General features: G+C 59.1%; 12 protein-coding genes and 3 pseudogenes. 11 read left to right on the forward strand and 4 right to left on the reverse strand.

What is annotated here, in order from left to right; all coding sequences use genetic code 11:
* The first annotated feature begins 362 nt into the window (after positions 1-362).
* On the forward strand, positions 363-1,100 hold the full coding sequence (locus OKW27_RS02795; protein WP_429332473.1) for an IS6 family transposase: 738 nt from the start codon (positions 363-365) through the stop codon (positions 1,098-1,100).
* 103 nt (positions 1,101-1,203) lie between these two features.
* A complete protein-coding gene (locus tag OKW27_RS02800) occupies positions 1,204-2,178 on the forward strand; it encodes an FkbM family methyltransferase (protein ID WP_429332474.1) in 975 nt (324 codons plus the stop codon).
* Positions 2,179-2,262: 84 nt separating this feature from the next.
* Here the strand turns inward: OKW27_RS02800 and OKW27_RS02805 are convergent, their stop codons facing one another.
* Both OKW27_RS02805 and OKW27_RS02810 read right to left on the reverse strand, forming a co-directional pair.
* Positions 2,263-3,381 (reverse strand): glycosyltransferase, encoded by a 1,119-nt coding sequence (locus OKW27_RS02805; protein WP_429332475.1) that lies wholly within the window; start codon positions 3,379-3,381, stop codon positions 2,263-2,265.
* Between the two features lie 334 nt (positions 3,382-3,715).
* A complete protein-coding gene (locus OKW27_RS02810) occupies positions 3,716-3,952 on the reverse strand; it encodes a hypothetical protein (protein ID WP_429332476.1) in 237 nt (78 codons plus the stop codon).
* On the opposite strand from OKW27_RS02810, the pseudogene OKW27_RS02815 reads away from it, so the two are divergent.
* From OKW27_RS02815 to OKW27_RS02825, 3 genes and pseudogenes are all read left to right on the forward strand, one after another.
* Positions 3,860-4,547: pseudogene (locus OKW27_RS02815) on the forward strand (IS6 family transposase). The gene OKW27_RS02810 and the pseudogene OKW27_RS02815 overlap by 93 nt on opposite strands.
* Positions 4,548-4,721: 174 nt before the next feature.
* Entirely contained in the window at positions 4,722-6,407 is a 1,686-nt protein-coding gene (locus OKW27_RS02820; protein ID WP_187613055.1) for an FAD-dependent oxidoreductase, read from the forward strand.
* 5 nt (positions 6,408-6,412) lie between these two features.
* Positions 6,413-6,604 carry a DUF2783 domain-containing protein gene (locus OKW27_RS02825; protein WP_013094246.1) on the forward strand — a complete coding sequence of 64 codons (192 nt, stop codon included), beginning with the start codon at positions 6,413-6,415 and terminating at the stop codon, positions 6,602-6,604.
* Positions 6,605-6,614: 10 nt separating this feature from the next.
* Here the strand turns inward: OKW27_RS02825 and OKW27_RS02830 are convergent, their stop codons facing one another.
* Positions 6,615-7,469 (reverse strand): IclR family transcriptional regulator, encoded by an 855-nt coding sequence (locus OKW27_RS02830; protein WP_184073859.1) that lies wholly within the window; start codon positions 7,467-7,469, stop codon positions 6,615-6,617.
* Positions 7,470-7,530: 61 nt separating this feature from the next.
* Positions 7,531-8,278 (reverse strand): annotated as a pseudogene (locus tag OKW27_RS02835) (IclR family transcriptional regulator); the annotation flags it as partial.
* Positions 8,279-8,483: 205 nt separating this feature from the next.
* Between OKW27_RS02835 and OKW27_RS02840 the strand changes: the two are divergent.
* The 6 genes and pseudogenes from OKW27_RS02840 (at position 8,484) to OKW27_RS02865 (ending at position 15,809) form a co-directional block, all read left to right on the forward strand.
* Positions 8,484-9,443 (forward strand): MBL fold metallo-hydrolase, encoded by a 960-nt coding sequence (locus OKW27_RS02840; RefSeq protein WP_429332477.1) that lies wholly within the window; start codon positions 8,484-8,486, stop codon positions 9,441-9,443.
* Between the two features lie 87 nt (positions 9,444-9,530).
* A pseudogene (locus OKW27_RS02845) lies at positions 9,531-9,782 on the forward strand (MFS transporter); the annotation flags it as partial.
* Between the two features lie 1,069 nt (positions 9,783-10,851).
* Positions 10,852-11,784, forward strand: coding sequence for a phytanoyl-CoA dioxygenase family protein (locus tag OKW27_RS02850; protein WP_167368804.1), 933 nt, complete (start codon positions 10,852-10,854; stop codon positions 11,782-11,784).
* A 226-nt stretch (positions 11,785-12,010) separates the two neighbouring features.
* Positions 12,011-12,619 (forward strand): hypothetical protein, encoded by a 609-nt coding sequence (locus OKW27_RS02855; protein ID WP_090811640.1) that lies wholly within the window; start codon positions 12,011-12,013, stop codon positions 12,617-12,619.
* Complete coding sequence (locus tag OKW27_RS02860) at positions 12,620-15,310, forward strand: beta strand repeat-containing protein (RefSeq protein ID WP_429332478.1); 2,691 nt, start codon at positions 12,620-12,622, stop codon at positions 15,308-15,310.
* 91 nt (positions 15,311-15,401) lie between these two features.
* The gene (locus OKW27_RS02865; protein ID WP_167368805.1) at positions 15,402-15,809 is read left to right on the forward strand and encodes a TonB family protein; all 408 of its coding nucleotides are present in this window, start codon (positions 15,402-15,404) and stop codon (positions 15,807-15,809) included.
* Positions 15,810-15,813 lie beyond the last annotated feature (4 nt).

The raw sequence follows: 15,813 nt of genomic DNA on the forward strand, positions 1-15,813 counted from the left end.
GCAGATTGATCCGATTGTGTCGCTTGTCCACCAAACGGGGAGGCCTGCGTCGCGATCTTTTGAATGCGCACACTCGCCGGAACTCACCGAGCAGCCAGCCGAGGACAACACCGCGTCGACAGGCGCGAACGCCATTGGAAGACCGAAGGACAATCTCGTGCTCGAAGCACCGTCTTCTGTCGCAACGCAGATACGGCGGGGTTACATTGCAAACAAGCCATCGCGCCTTTGCGAACGCGTTCAATGTTGCAACGAAGCATAGAACCGTCGAGGACAATGCGCGCGGAACGGGCCGGAAAGCACGCGGTAATGTCCGATATGGCTTTGTCACGTTTGGCGCTGCGGTCAGTTAAGATGAAGTGATGAAGAAAACGAAATCGCTGTATCACGGTCACCGGTTCCCGGCGTCAGTCATCAGTCACGCGGTACGCTGGTATTTCAGGTTCCAGCTCAGCCTGCGCGATATCGAGGAGTTGCTGTTCGAGCGTGGCGTGATCGTCAGCCACGAATCGATCCGGCGGTGGATAGACAAGTTTGGGGCTGGTTTCGCGCATCGCGTGAAGGCTGCCCGCCGCCAGCCGGGCAGCACGTGGCATCTTGATGAGGTATTCGTGTCATTGCGCGGTGAACCTTATGTGCTGTGGCGTGCCGTCGACCAGCACGGCATCGAGCTCGACATCCTGCTACAGAAGCGGCGCGACAAGGCCGCCGCGAAACGTTTCTTCAAACGTGTACTGGCGGCCTGTCCCGAGGTGCCGAAGAAGATCGTCACTGACCAGTTGCGCAGTTACCCCGCAGCAAAGACCGAAATCCCGGAGCTGGCGAACGTGAAGCATGTGTTCGTCAAGGCGGCCGCCCGCGTCAACAACCGTGCAGAGAACAGCCATCAGCCCACGCGTGAACGCGAGCGACGTATGCGTGGTTTCCGACTGCCCGGGCGCACGCAGGCGTTCCTGTCGTGCTTCGGTCCGGTCCGGCAACACTTCGCGCTCAAGCGTCATTTGCTGCGCGCGTCGCTTTATCGAAAGCAGCTCGCGACCCGGTTTGAAGCCTGGCGTCTTTTCACCGGTCTCACCCAGAATCCGTCTGCTGTTTTCTGAGCGACTGTTTCGCCTGAACACGATTCGTCCGGTGATCGGCAACGTGACAAAGCCCTGAGACGAAAAGCTGTTCTACAGACAACATTGTTTGTATTCTACTTTCATGAAAAAGTTTATACTCTCGGCTACTGGCGCTGTAACGGCGTTGCTTCCTTTGAGGTTTCGGCATGCTATCGCGAAGTCTCTTATCGAGGACCGCGCGCTTGCACAGGAATACGGGTATTTTTACCTCTCCAGCCTCGCCCGAAAGCTCAATGTCGTGCAGCTTGCAGCAAGCGGACAATACGGCATAATGGCCAGCAGTTCAAACGACCTGAGCATACTGAAGAAATACGCTGAGACCGGTCGTTGGGCACCCGAGCTGGCCGAAAGATTGAAAGCATTTTTCGCCGGTTCCGGCGGAACCTACCTCGACATCGGCGCAAATATCGGAATGACGACCATTCCGATTGCGCAGTACAACGACAGTGTGAAGTGTTACGCGTTCGAACCTGAACCAGTCAACTACCGGAATCTGTTGCGCAATATCGCCGAGAACTGCCCTTCATCCGACATAGAGACCTACCAGCTGGCATTGCACGAACACGACGACGTGTTGCCGTTTGAAATTGCCGACGGCAATCTCGGGGACCATCGTCTGCACATAGAAACAGGCCTGCCGGCGAAACAAAATGAGGCGGGTCGCAAGATCATTGATGTGCAATGTGTCAGGCTGGATGACCTGCCCATCAAGCTGACTTCGCCTGTTTTTGCCAAAATCGATACGCAGGGCGCTGAGCCCTTCGTGTTCGCCGGCGGCAGGCAAACGCTCGCCAGGGCCGATGCAATTTTGGTGGAATGGTCGCCCTATCACATGGCCCGCTTAGGGGGAGGTCCCGAAATCGTGCTCCGTTTCCTCGAAGAGCACTTCAGCTACGGTCAAATCGAGGAGACCGACGCGAAGTCCGGTCAATGGGGGGAAAGCGGACCTATTGGGGAAATAACACGCCGTCTGCAAAGTACCATCACCGAATGGCGCGACGATCCGATGAGCTACGTCGATCTCGTCGCGACGAAAATTCCGTCAATCGCTCGATAGAGGCGGGCATCTACGGTCTTCATTCCGCTGGAGCAATCCAGAAGCCTCGTTTCCTAACGGACCCGTTGCCCGCACGCGTCGCCCTCATCCGGTAACGGCGCTTCCCGCCGCACTCGCGTGCCCCACGACCGTTTCGAAGAACTGCTCGTAGCGCCGGCAGCACACGTTCCAACCGAACTCATCAACAGCCAAGCGATTGCTTGCAGTGCAGACGATCGTTGGCCATGAACTGTTGATCAAACCAATGATTTCAGGGAGCTGAGCAACGTCATCGAAGAGAATGACATTGTCGAACTTGCTGGCCGCCCAGATCATAAACGGCGTCGAGCGAGAGATAACCAGCGGCACGCGCCCAATGGCCTCAAAAAACGCGCCGCTCACCAGCATTGAATCGACCGCATGCGGGAGGATCAGCACATCGCTATCGGCAATCCTCTGCGCGAATTCCGCGTCAGACAGGAATTTTGCGTCGAGGCGCACCGTATCGCGCAACGATCGCTTGTCGATGATTCCGTTCAGCGTGGCAACATAAGCTTCCGTACCGTGCCCGGCTATATCCAGCTTGCATTCGCTCGGCCAGACGTCAAGAACCGCATCGATCTGCTTGTATGGGCGAATCACACCGAGCATCGAATAGAGCGGTGTCGCGCTACCCGCCCTCGGCGTAGTCGGCGGCTGGCCGGGCGCGTCCCAATAGAGTGGGTGGGGTAAATAGCGCGCGCTGAACTGAACCTGAAAATCCGGTGCGTGGACCACGCGAAAGTCTGCCAGACGGCGTATGAAGGCAATAAGCCGAATCGAGAGGCGCCTGTTGAATCCTACTGTGTCGTGGACTGCCTGATCGTGGACGAAATACACAACCTTTGCTCGACCGATCAGCATCAAGGAGCAGTAAAAAGCGAAGAGCAACGAGCCGAGCAAGCTCAACTGCGCAGTCCCTTTCTGCCGCCTGAACGGCCGATATTCAAGCCAATGAAAAACGAGAATATTGTCTGGCTTGAACAGCTGAAAGAATCCTCCCTTCAGCAGGCCTTTGATGGAGAGCGGCGCGACGTCATAACCGACCGACCTATACAGATCTTTTTGAATCTCGATATAGCGATTTGTCGGGTTGGTGAATGGACACATCAGCACGCGCGGCCGCAGTCCGTTTACTTCTTGATTCCTGGTGCGACCAACAGAATCATTGGTAACCTGCCCCATTTATACATCTCCCGTTGAGCCGTACGCCGCAAAGGCAGACGCCGAAGCGCGCGCGACGAGGGTAAAGGCCGCTAGCTTTTTGAATGCCGAGCACAAGTAAGCGGTTCACATACCGCGCTCTCATCTTCACAAATCAGATTAGCACGCGACAGAAACAATGCGCGACAATTAATCGCATCGATTTAGATTATGGCCGATTTTGTGGAGCATGGCGTTAAAGGTTGAGTGCGTGACTGGATTTTACGCAACCACGTATGCCGCGCTCTTGCTTACAGCGGACGGACGTCGAGTGAACCCATTGCGGCGCGCTGCAATTTTTACCGCCGGACGTCATTCATATTGAACTTGGGGGTAGCGGGAGCCGTTCGGCATCATCTGAAGATAGGGCTTTGTCACGTTTGGCGCTGCGGTCAGTTAAGATGAAGTGATGAAGAAAACGAAATCGCTGTATCACGGTCACCGGTTCCCGGCGTGAGTCATCAGTCACGCGGTACGCTGGTATTTCAGGTTCCAGCTCAGCCTGCGCGATATCGAGGAGTTGCTGTTCGAGCGTGGCGTGATCGTCAGCCACGAATCGATCCGGCGGTGGATAGACAAGTTTGGGGCTGGTTTCGCGCATCGCGTGAAGGCTGCCCGCCGCCAGCCGGGCAGCACGTGGCATCTTGATGAAGTATTCGTGTCATTGCGCGGTGAACCTTATGTGCTGTGGCGTGCCGTCGACCAGCACGGCATCGAGCTCGACATCCTGCTACAGAAGCGGCGCGACAAGGCCGCCGCGAAACGTTTCTTCAAACGTGTACTGGCGGCCTGTCCCGAGGTGCCGAAGAAGATCGTCACTGACCAGTTGCGCAGTTACCCCGCAGCAAAGACCGAAATCCCAGAGCTGGCGAACGTGAAGCACGTGTTCGTCAAGGCGGCCCGCCCGCGTCAACAACCGTGCAGAGAACAGCCATCAGCCCACGCGTGAACGCGAGCGACGTATGCGTGGTTTCCGCCTGCCCGGGCGCACGCAGGCGTTCCTGTCGTGCTTCGGTCCGATCCGACAACACTTCGCGCTCAAGCGTCATCTGCTGCGCGCTTCGCTTTATCGAAAGCAGCTCGCGACCCGGTTTGAAGCCTGGCGTCCTTTCACCGGTCTCACCCAGAATCCGTCTGCTGTTTTCTGAGCGACTGTTTCGCCTGAACACGATTCGTCCGGTGATCGGCAACGTGACAAAGCCGCACCAGGGTAAATACAGATTCGATCGCTCAAAAAGCTTTATAGAATGGCTGATATTAGCAAGGAGCAATACTGCTTGCTATAGATTAATAAAAGACATCCCGCAGAACCCGGAGACGCCATGCAGATCGACTACCAAACGATGCGGTTCGACTACGAGCGAGCCGCCGACCACGATGCCGGTGCACCGCTCACCTATCCGGTCGTGGTGATCGGCGCTGGCCCGGTCGGGTTGTCAGCGGCCATCGATCTGGCCCAGCAGGGCGTTCGCACCGTGCTGCTCGACAATGACGACACGCTGTCGAGCGGTTCGCGCGCAATCTGTTTTGCGAAGCGGACGCTGGAAATTTTCGATCGGCTCGGCTGCGGCAAGCAGATGGTCGACAAAGGCGTGAGCTGGAACGTCGGCAAGGTGTTCCTGCAGGATGAACTGATCTATACGTTCAACCTGCTGCCCGAGACAGGCCACGCGCGCCCGGCATTCATCAATCTGCAGCAGTACTACGTCGAGGGCTATCTGGTAGACGAGGCGAAGCGAACCGCGAATCTGCAGATGCGCTGGAAAAGCAATGTGATCGGTGTGACCCAGCAAGACGACCATGTCGAGTTGCGGGTCGAAACGCCCGACGGCATTTATCCGATGCGCGCGCAATACGTGGTCGCCGCCGACGGCGCGCGCAGCGCGGTGCGCAAGGCGCTCGGTCTCGACAGTCATGGTCGCACCTTCAAGGACCGCTTCCTGATCGCGGATGTGAAAATGAAGGCGCCGTTTCCGACCGAACGCTGGTTCTGGTTCGATCCGCCCTTCCATCGCAACCAATCCGTACTGCTGCACAGGCAGCCCGACAACGTCTGGCGCATCGATTTCCAGCTCGGCTGGGACGCCGATCCTGTCGCCGAAAAACAGCCTGAGAAAGTGATTCCGCGCGTGAAAGCGCTGCTCGGCGACGATGCTGGGTTCGAGCTCGAATGGGTCAGCGTCTACACGTTTTCGTGTTTGCGGATGGACAGTTTCCGGCATGGCCGCGTGCTGTTCGCGGGCGATTCGGCGCATGGCGTGTCGCCGTTCGGCGCGCGCGGCGCGAATAGCGGCGTGCAGGATGCCGACAATCTCGCCTGGAAGCTGCGGCTCGTCGTCAACGGCGACGCGCCGCCGGCGCTGCTCGATACCTATGCATCCGAGCGCGAGTATGCGGCGGACGAAAACATCCTGAACTCATCGCGCGCCACCGACTTCATCACGCCGAAAAGCGCGGTTTCGCGGATGTTCCGCGATGCCACGCTCAAGCTCGCGAAAGAGTGTCCGTTCGCGCGGCGCATCGTCAACAGCGGCCGTCTGTCGGTGCCGGCGGTTCTGCGCGACTCGCCCCTGAACACGCCCGACGCCGACGCGTTCACCGGTGCGATGGTGCCCGGCGCGGCCAGCACCGACGCGCCGGTCAAGCTCGCTGGCGAAGACGCCTGGTTCCTGAATCAGACCGGACATGGCGGCTTCACGGGTGTGCAATTCTGCGGCCAGGGAGACGACCTGACGAGATGCGCCGAACGGCTTCGCGCGCTCGCATGCCTCGCGGTGCCGGTTCACTCGTTGATCGTCGTGCCGCGTGGCGCGGCCGTGACCGCGCTGCCGGAGATGCCTCACGTCACGGTGATCGAGGACGTCGAAGGCATCGTCACGCATCGCTTCGATGCGCGGCCCGGTACCTTTTATCTGCTGCGTCCGGACCAGCATGTCTGCGCGCGCTGGCGCGCCCTCGACACCGCCTCGGTCGCCAAGGCCGTGGATCGCGCAACCTGCAACGGATAACCATCATGACCAAGCTGAACATCGAAACGAATATGGCCGATCCGGATGCGTTCTATGAAAAGCTCATCGACGCGCACAATGGACTGACCGACGAGCAAAGCCATTTCATGAACGCAAAGCTCGTGCTGCTGCTCGCGAACCACATCGGCGATGCCGACGTGCTGCTCGAAGCGCTGGCGCTGGCGCGCGCGGATTGACGACCCAGGCTCAGCGCCCGATCCAGCCGAACCGCCACGACAGCCGTCGTGTCGTGGCGAGCAGCCTCTGCGCGGTCGTGCCGTGCGTGCTGAAATCAAAGCCGCCCGACGGACCGATCACCGCGACCACCAGACTGACGCTGCCCGTATGATCGAACACGGGCGCGGCCAACGCGCCGATGCCCGGCACCGGCGCATCGAGTGCGTCATCGATGCCGTCGCTCACAACCTTCGCGCGACGTGCCAGATAGGCCGGAGCCAACGACGGCGGGCCCTTTTTCGGCGCCACGAGCACTTCCGCAACCGGCGCGCCCGCGAGTCTGATCGATTCCTGCGACAACAGCCCGACCAATACGTCGTCCGCAAGATGCGCGGCGAACACGCGCCCTATCGCCGTGTTGACGAGCGACATCACGGTGCCCACGCGCAGGCTCACGTGTTGTGGTCTCGCCGATTCTTCGAAACGGATGACCGTAGGACCCAAAGGTCCAAGAATCGCCACCGCGACGCTCATGCCGGACTCCGCCGCAAGCGTGACGATCTCCGGTTCGGCATCGCGAATCGGCGACATGCGCTGCAATGCGATCAGGCCGAGCTCCATGCCGAGCGGCCCCGCACTGAAAAGACCGGCGTCGTCGCGGCTCAGCAAGCCGACCTTGAGCAGACTCACCAGATGCGGAAACGCCTTGGCGGCGGGCATATCGGCGGCCGCGGCCAGATCGCGCAGCGACAGCGGACGGCCGGCGGCAACGAGTGCCAGCAGGAGCTCGCCTGTGTTGTCGAGCGCGCTGATTCCGCGCTGAGCTTTCGTGTCGTTGAGTTGGGGCGTGTTCGCGTCGGACGCGTCCGGGGTTTCGATCTGCATGATTCTCAGCTGGGTGTGACGAGCGCTTCGGTGATACGTCGGGAAGTTTCGAGCAACTGACGCGCGACCACACCGTCCCACGCGACTTCGATCGAGCCCGACGAGCCGATCGCCGTCAACGCGAGTTGCATCCGTTGATCGCCATCGAACACCGGCACGCTCAGACTGCTGATGCCCGGACTTGGCGCATCGATTCCTCGCTCGATGCCGCGCGCGCGGATCTCATCGAAACGTTTGCGCCACTCCTTGCTAGTCGGCCCTTTGGCGGCGCGGCCGCGCGCCGGCGTCGGGTCCGCCGAATGCGCCTGGCTTCGCGCCATTTGCGCGACCTGCTCGGGCGCGCAGAACGCGCAGAATACGCGGCCCGTCGATGTCGCTTCGAGCGACATCACCGTGCCGATGTGCAGATTGACATGCAGCGGCGCACCGCTGCGCTCGTATCGGACGATGGTCGGGCCCTGCACGCCCGCCACGCAGATCGCCACGCTAAGACCGATCCGCTCCGCGAGCGAAGCCGCGTGGGTAGCCGCGATGCGATAGACCGGCTGCTGTTCGATATGCATGAGGCCAAGCCGCAACGACAGCGGCCCCGGCTCGTAGTTGCCGGTCAGGGCATCGCGCTTGACGAGGCCGAGGCGCGTCAGGCTCACGAGATAGGTATGCGCCTGCGCCGATGACAGTTGCGCCTCGCCGGCCAGTTCGGTCAGCCCGAGCGGTTCGCGCTGTCGCGCCAGCGCCTGCAGCAGACGTCCGCCGACCTCGACGCTCTGAATCCCCCGCTGTTTCTTTTCGCTTGTCGTATCAGCCATCGTGTTGTCCGCCCTTGACCCGAAGGAGATTCGGCCCGTCCGGTGTCGCCCGTGGAAGGCCTAGATGGTATCCGATCGGACCGTGCCGACCAACCAACGGAGTTTACCCTATCTTAGTGAATGACAAGGTATTTTGTCATTGACAAATCACAACATGACGACGACTATTAGTCATCCCCCAACGAGTCGTGAGACGGAGACAGACATGGCGAAGGCTTTCGCATCCCAGGCCGACCTGGAAGAGAAGAAGATCACGTGGACCCAATTGTCGGAAAACGCGTATGCCTACACGGCCGAAGGTGACCCTAACTCGGGCGTGATCATCGGCGACGACGGCGTGCTGATCGTCGACACCACCGCCACGCCGGCCATGGCGCAAGACCTGATCGCGAAGATCCGCAGCGTCACCGACAAGCCGATCAAATACGTCGTGCTGTCGCACTATCACGCGGTGCGCGTGCTGGGTGCGTCGGCGTACTTCAAGGAGGGCGCACAGCAGGTGATCGCCAGCCGCGGCACCTACGAAATGATCGTCGAGCGCGGCGAAGCCGATATGAAATCGGAGATCGAACGCTTCCCGCGTCTTTTTGCAGGCGTCGAAACGGTGCCCGGTCTGACGTGGCCGACGCTGGTGTTTGAAAAGGAAATGACGCTCTTTCTCGGCAAGCTCGAAGTGCGCATCGCGCATCTCGGCTCGGGCCACACGAAGGGCGACACGGTCGTCTGGCTGCCGTCGCAGAAGGTGCTGTTCTCCGGCGACCTGGTCGAGTACGACGCGGCCTGCTACTGCGGCGACGCGCAACTCGAACAATGGCCGACGACGCTCGAAGCACTGCGCGCCCTGAACGCGGAGAAGCTGGTGCCGGGTCGCGGCCCCGCGCTACTGTCGCCGGCGGAAGTGAACAAGGGCATCGACTACACGAAAGATTTCGTCACCACGCTATTGCAGGCGGGCCGTGACGCATTCAAGGACAAGCTCGATCTGAAGGGCGCGATGGCGCTCACGCGCAAGTCCATGGACCCGAAGTTCGGCAACGTCTTCATCTACGAGCATTGCCTGCCGTTCGACGTGTCGCGAGCCTACGACGAAGCAAGCGGCATCAGCCATCCGCGCATCTGGACCGCGCAGCGCGACAAGGAAATGTGGGACGCGCTGCAAAACTGATCGTACTGTGCATTCGGGGAAAGGCCGTTCGGTCTTTCCTCACTTCCGTTTAGACCATGAAGGCGCGCTCCGCACGCGGAGCGCGACATGCAGCATTCCCTCGATGGCAACGCTATTGGCTGCGCCGCGCCCGTCGCGAGTGACGATTCGGTGTTCAAGAAGGTCGCGTGGCGCGTCGTGCCGTTTCTCTTTCTTTGCTATGTCGCGTCCGTTGTGGACCGGATCAATATCGGCTTCGTGCAATTGCAGATGAAGCATGAGTTCAGCTTCAGCGACGCGATGTATGGACTCAGCGCGGCCGTGTTCTATCTCGTCTATGTGCTGTGCGAAGTGCCGAGCATACATAGTCGAATATATACCTAGTATTCCAGTGCTTTTCAGACGGACCTCAAATGCCGCTGGCAGCAAGCATCACCCCCGGCACTGGCGAGCTACCTGTTGCGGGCGTGTTGACCTGGGTTTGACGTGCCGGCCCCGAGCACAGGGTATCCGACTACCGGGACGTGCTGCAACTGCTGCTGCCGCGCGGACGTGTGTGGCTCCGCGAAGTCGTGACGACACAGACTGCAGTGCTGCGCGGGCTGACTCTCACCTGCGCCACGCTCGACGCATGCGCAGCGTTTCTGCCCACCGATGCTTTTCCCGCTTCGACGTTTGAACTGCTACCGGAGCGTGAAGCCACCCTTGGGCCTTCCCGATCCCTGCGCCGGTTCCGCGCCCACCGTAGCCTAAGGTGTCGCAGAGGTCGTCGCACGGCACATTGCGACGGGCGGCCAGTCCGTTGCCTATACGCAGCCGTCGCCGCGGCGACCGGCTACGCCATCACGACTCGGCAGTTTGCTCCCTCGCAGTTTGGCGCGGCATTCTGCTCACTTTTTGCCGACGATGACTGAGATTTTATCTGGCAGGTTGATGCAACCACCCTCACCCTCAACAACCTGAGCTTCGTCGGTGCGTTCGCCACGCCCTTCTCCGCATAGGCGAAACAACGTACTTTAGTGCGGGCTGAAACGCCTCGCGCCTGCCCATACCGTGCTGCTTTTTGTGTGCGGGTCAACTTCACGTACCGGTGAATTCCTGAGCCGACTCATTGCACCCAATACCGTTAGCGCCGCGTGAAGTGCATCGTTTCGCGCTGCTCTGTTGCCTGCTCGCGACCTGTACGGTGATCGATATCGAAGGCAACGCAATCACCGCGAGCCATATCGAAGACCACACGGGTATGGTCAAGGTGCCGGCGTCACCGCCTGCTTCGTCGCTATCTCAATAATTGTCAATTTGCATGCCATGATTTAAATTGTGCAGCGCACGTAATAGAGACGGTCAGGATGGGAGCCACGAAAATTGAGACGGTGCAGACTTCCGCCCGCGTAGTCAAAAGGTCAGTCGTAAATAATTGAGAGTATTTGTGAGATATCTTTTAAAACAATATTTTGACGAAAGCGGCTTCGCCATCCTTCCCAGTTTCTATTCGCCAGAACAGATAGATGAGGTTGTCGATTCGATCACAGAGCGTAAGCTCGATCAACCGATGAATGTGACAGTGGACCTGCTAGACACAGGAGAACGTAGTTTCCTGGGTTTGCTGACACCGCAGGAAATCGCGACGCGACGGATGAAGATCAACGATCTCTATCTCGATATGGCTGGAGTTCGCGAACTTGCACTGTCAGAGCGGATCGCTCCGATTCTTCTGGATCTATTGGGCCACTTGCCTGCACTCTGTAACAGTCTCTACTTCGAAAAAGGCAGTCAACAACCCGCCCACGTCGACTCGATTTACATGACTCCGACAACTCCCGATCACCTGATCGCTATCTGGGTTGCGCTTGAAGACGCGCACGTGGATTCAGGGCAACTGGAATACTACCCAGGTAGTCATAAAATCGAGCAGATGATTTTCAGCAACGGTACGCCTCACTTTGTACCTGATGAAATGCCAAGGTGGCATGCGTATATGGACGCCGAGGTGGAGCGGCATGGCTTTGAGAAGAAAACCTTCTCGGCAAGAAAAGGTGACGTATTGATCTGGCACGCCAACTTGCTGCATGGCGGTGGTCCGATCGCGGACCCGTCGCGCACGCGCAAGTCGCTCGTCTTCCACTATTTCTCTGCCGACGACGCGACGAACCTCGATCTGAAATTGCACCCCATGTCGTGCGGATTCTGGATTGATCGGCCCATCCAGGACGTTCCAGAGGAAGCGTTTGAGCGCGCCCGCTTCGAGAAAGCGTATCTCACCAAATATCCGGACGTGGCACGAGCCGTGAAGGAGAGCAGGTTCGTTTCAGGTATTCAACACTACGATCTTTTTGGAAAGGCGGAGGGGCGCTCAATCTGAAGCTCTCCAGGTTGCAACGACAAAGAGCAAGCGTCATTGAGTCTCGTTTGCGCATCCTGGCAATACTTTCAGAGCGTCACATCGTCCCAACGATAACAAAGTTTCAATATTTACAACGCCTCATTTCGGCCAAATTTCGCGAGCCTGGCAATGCATCGCGCATTTAATAAATGAATCGAACCATTTCCCGCAGCGTCGACATCATCGCTCATACAGGAATCATGAAATGAGTGATCAGTCGCGAACACGGATCACATGGCTCAAAGCGTTCTGGTTGCTCTTCAAAGGTAACCCGGAGGACGTTGGCAAGGGCTACAAGTGGAAATCCAGCCTTCTGATGGGAGCGCTCATGTGGGCTATTGGGACGCCGTTCATCGGTCATCTTTTTGACGCCCAATTCTCTGGTTCGCTGCCGCCGGAAGCGCCGCTGATCAGGGCGACGGGCCAGTTTGTCCACAAGTTCACCCAGTTCGGTATCCGGCGCGTGCCCTATGTGGACTTCGAGACGGATGACGGCCGGCACTACGCAACTGGCCGCTACGTGATGGACAGCATCGGTCTCGAAGCGCTGGCCCGGAGAGAGCCGCCGGTTCATGTGTACACCGAGGGATTCCTGCTCGAAAACGGCAAGGGATCGTACTGGCCTCTCGTAATCCGTACGCCCGGCGGTACAGACCTGATTCCGCAGCAGCGCCTGCAGGATTCGCTGCGGCGTGCCCGTCGTTACCCGTGGAAAGCAGACATGGTGATGTATTCCATCGCTGGTGTGTTCTGGGCGATCAGCACTCTGAACGCCTATCGCCTGAAGAAAAAACTGTCACAGGAGGACGTGTAAATGGCAACTGAAGCTCTTGCGGATCTGCCGCAGATCTCACCCCGGTCGCTCGGCAACGCGGAAGCGATCGCCACGCTGGTGAACAACCTGACTGGCGGCACGGCAGCAGCGGCAGACGCCGCTGCCCAGATGAGCCAGGCGGCACAAGCTGGCGACCCGTTGGTCGCCTTTGGGCAGAGGTTGGCCGCCGGCATGGACATCGCCGGCTCCGGGCTTTCCACTCTGCAGATGTTCCAGCAGGTCGCGGCCAATTCCGCCAACGCCGGGGCGCTTGCCGGCAAGCTCGCAAGCAGCGCGTCATGGCTCGGCCTGATCGCAAACGCTGGGGTACTCATCCGCGATGCGATTAAAAGTGGAGACGCCCTCGCCAACATCAAGGACAGCGACCTTGTTTCACTACTGGGATCGGCGACCGCATTAGGCGTCACTGCAGTGGCGGCCCCCCAAATCGCCATAGCAGCCGGCATTGCCGCGGCAGGCCTGACCTTCGCCAGCCTCGCGTGGTCCAACTCGCCCTCCCTGCAGGACAATCTCGACGCGATCCGCAGCGTGATCGCGCCGTACTACAACCAGTTGTCCGCCAGTGACCAGCTTTCCTTCACGAACTCGCTGTCGAACACCGTCACGAACGCGCTCGCGGGCGGCATGCCGGTGCCGCAACTGAATGCACTCGGCCTCGTGAGCGGTTATTCCATCGAGGTGCCGACCAGCATCCAGCAGGTCGCAGGTGGAACAGCCTACACCTTTGCTTCGGGCACGACCTTTTTCCAGGCACCAGATTCTGGCCTGCCCGACTTTCTCCTGAATGCGGCAGGCGTTGCGCAGACCGGCACATGGATGATCCGCGACGAGCCGGGCACCGCCTCACAGGCACAAATCTGCACCTATGCCGACGGCAGTTGGTCTCAGTTCTGTAGTGGTGCCGACGGGTCGATTGGCGATATTTTCGTCAACGGTAACGGAAGCAGCTATACGATCAGCGCCAGCAGCGGCCAGACCTTCGTCAACGAAAATGGAATCGGCAATCATGTCACGCTCAATGGTACTGGTGTAGTCAATGTACAGGGCAGCCAGACCGATGTGACGCTGGTTGGCAACAATAGCGTCGTCAACTCGCTCGTCGCCAGCAACAATTTCGCGACCACGGGCACCGGTACGGTGTTTCATCTGACCGGCGACAGCGTGACGTTCAACCATAACTCGGATGGCGTCGTCTACGGCGATTCGAATTTCGTGGCTGCAGTGGGCAGCAACGTCGGCGTCACGCTCGTTGGGAACTACGCTCATATCGAATCGCTGATCGCCAACAACGGCTTTGCCGTCACAGGCACGAACTCGGTATTCCAGCTGGCCGGCGATGGCGTGACGTTCAACGAGAATTCGGACGGCATCGTGAGGGGGGATTCGAATGCGATAGCTGCAGCTGGCAGTGGTGTCACCGTGGCCATTGGGGGCAACAACGTCAGGGTTGATTCGTCATTTGCCTGGAATGGCTTCTCAGTAGCCGGAACGGGCGCATTGTTTAACTTGACCGGCGATGGTGTGACGTTCCACCAGAATTCGGACGGCATTGTGAGAGGGGATTCGAACGCGATAGCTGCAGCTGGCAGTGGTGTCACCGTGGCCATTGGGGGCAACAACATCAGGGTTGATTCGTCATTTGCCTGGAATGGCTTCTCAGTAGTCGGAACGGGCGCGTTGTTTAACTTGACCGGTGATGGCGTGACGTTCCATCAGAATTCGGACGGCATCGTGAGCGGGGATTCGAACGCGATAGCTGCAGCTGGTGGTGGTGTCACCGTGGCCATTGGGGGCAACAACGTCAGGGTTGATTCGTCATTTGTCGGTAATGGCTTTTCCATCGCAGGCACGAACTCAGAATTCCACCTGGCCGGCGACGGCGTGACGTTTCACCAAGGCTCAAATGGTATCGTCTACGGTGATTCGAACTCGCTGGCTATAGCAGAAGGCAATAGGGACATCATCGCAGTGGGCAATAACACTTCCGTTAGCGCTGGGGCGAGATGCTCGCTCAGCAGCATTGGCGATAATGGCAACATTAGCATGGGAGCAGGTTCATACCTTTTTGTTAATGGCGGCAATGACACCGTTAATGCGTCCGGTTGCGAGATCGATTTCGGTAGCGCACTGAGGGGAAAGACCATATATATCAATGGCGACAACAATTTCATTAACGCCAACGATTTGAATGGCGTAAACACCAACATTATCGTGACCGGACAGGGAAATTATGTTTACGCCAACGGCGCCACGGTCAGGTTTCAAGGTGATAACCCGGCCAACAACGTCGTGTCGGGCACACTCAATACCACCAATGGGCGTCCAGCTGGCCCGCAGACACCGGTGCCACAGCCGCCGGGCGGGGGTAGTTTTCCGTCCCCGCCGTCAGGAGGCATAGATCAGGGCAACGGGGTGATTAGCTACCCCGTGCCGACTCCGCCGATCTCCGTGAGCCCGCTTAGTACCGCGATCGACATAAGCCTCCAGCCCGCTCCCGCAGTCATGAGCAGCCTGCCGGACGGGCAGGCTACCGCAAGTCTGGCAGACCTGCAGATCAGCAACCTGATCGCCGGCATGTCCTCCTACGATGCCCAGCCGGCGGCCAGCTCGACGCTGCTGCCTGCCGCACAGCCACAACCGTACACGATGCTCGCGGCCAGCCTGCACTGACCCGACGTAATGGAGTCGCGCATCTGCAGCGGATACGCCGCAGATGCGCGCGCCCGGTGCGCCGGGAGTTGTGAGAGTCAAACGCACGAACATGAAAACTGGTTTTGCAATCTGCGTGATTACATGTCATGCACTAATGGGCTGCGCCTACGGACCCCGCGCTGGTCAACCACTTCAACTCTATTCCGAGGTCAGAATACCCGATGAGCTGCTGACAGGCATTCGCCCGCAGGACCGTGGGTTTGCAGTACAGGTTCAGTCACGCATGCGCCAGCATCTCAGGTCCAGCCTTCCCGACACGCAATCTCAGGCGCCGACCGTAATCGATGTCAAGCTCGCAGATGATGGACAGATCACAAGCGCAACCCTCGCGCAAAGTAGCGGTCATGTGGGATGGGACGCCATCGCGTTGGCGGCGGTGAAAAAGGCCTCGCCGCTTCCTCCTCCCCAAGATGATACGCAGCGGCACTTCACCATTACGGTCAGACCAGCCGCCTAGCCAA

The sequence above is a fragment of the Paraburkholderia sp. 35.1 genome (genome assembly GCF_050436525.1).
In the GTDB taxonomy this organism is placed as follows: Bacteria; Pseudomonadota; Gammaproteobacteria; order Burkholderiales; family Burkholderiaceae; genus Paraburkholderia; species Paraburkholderia tuberum.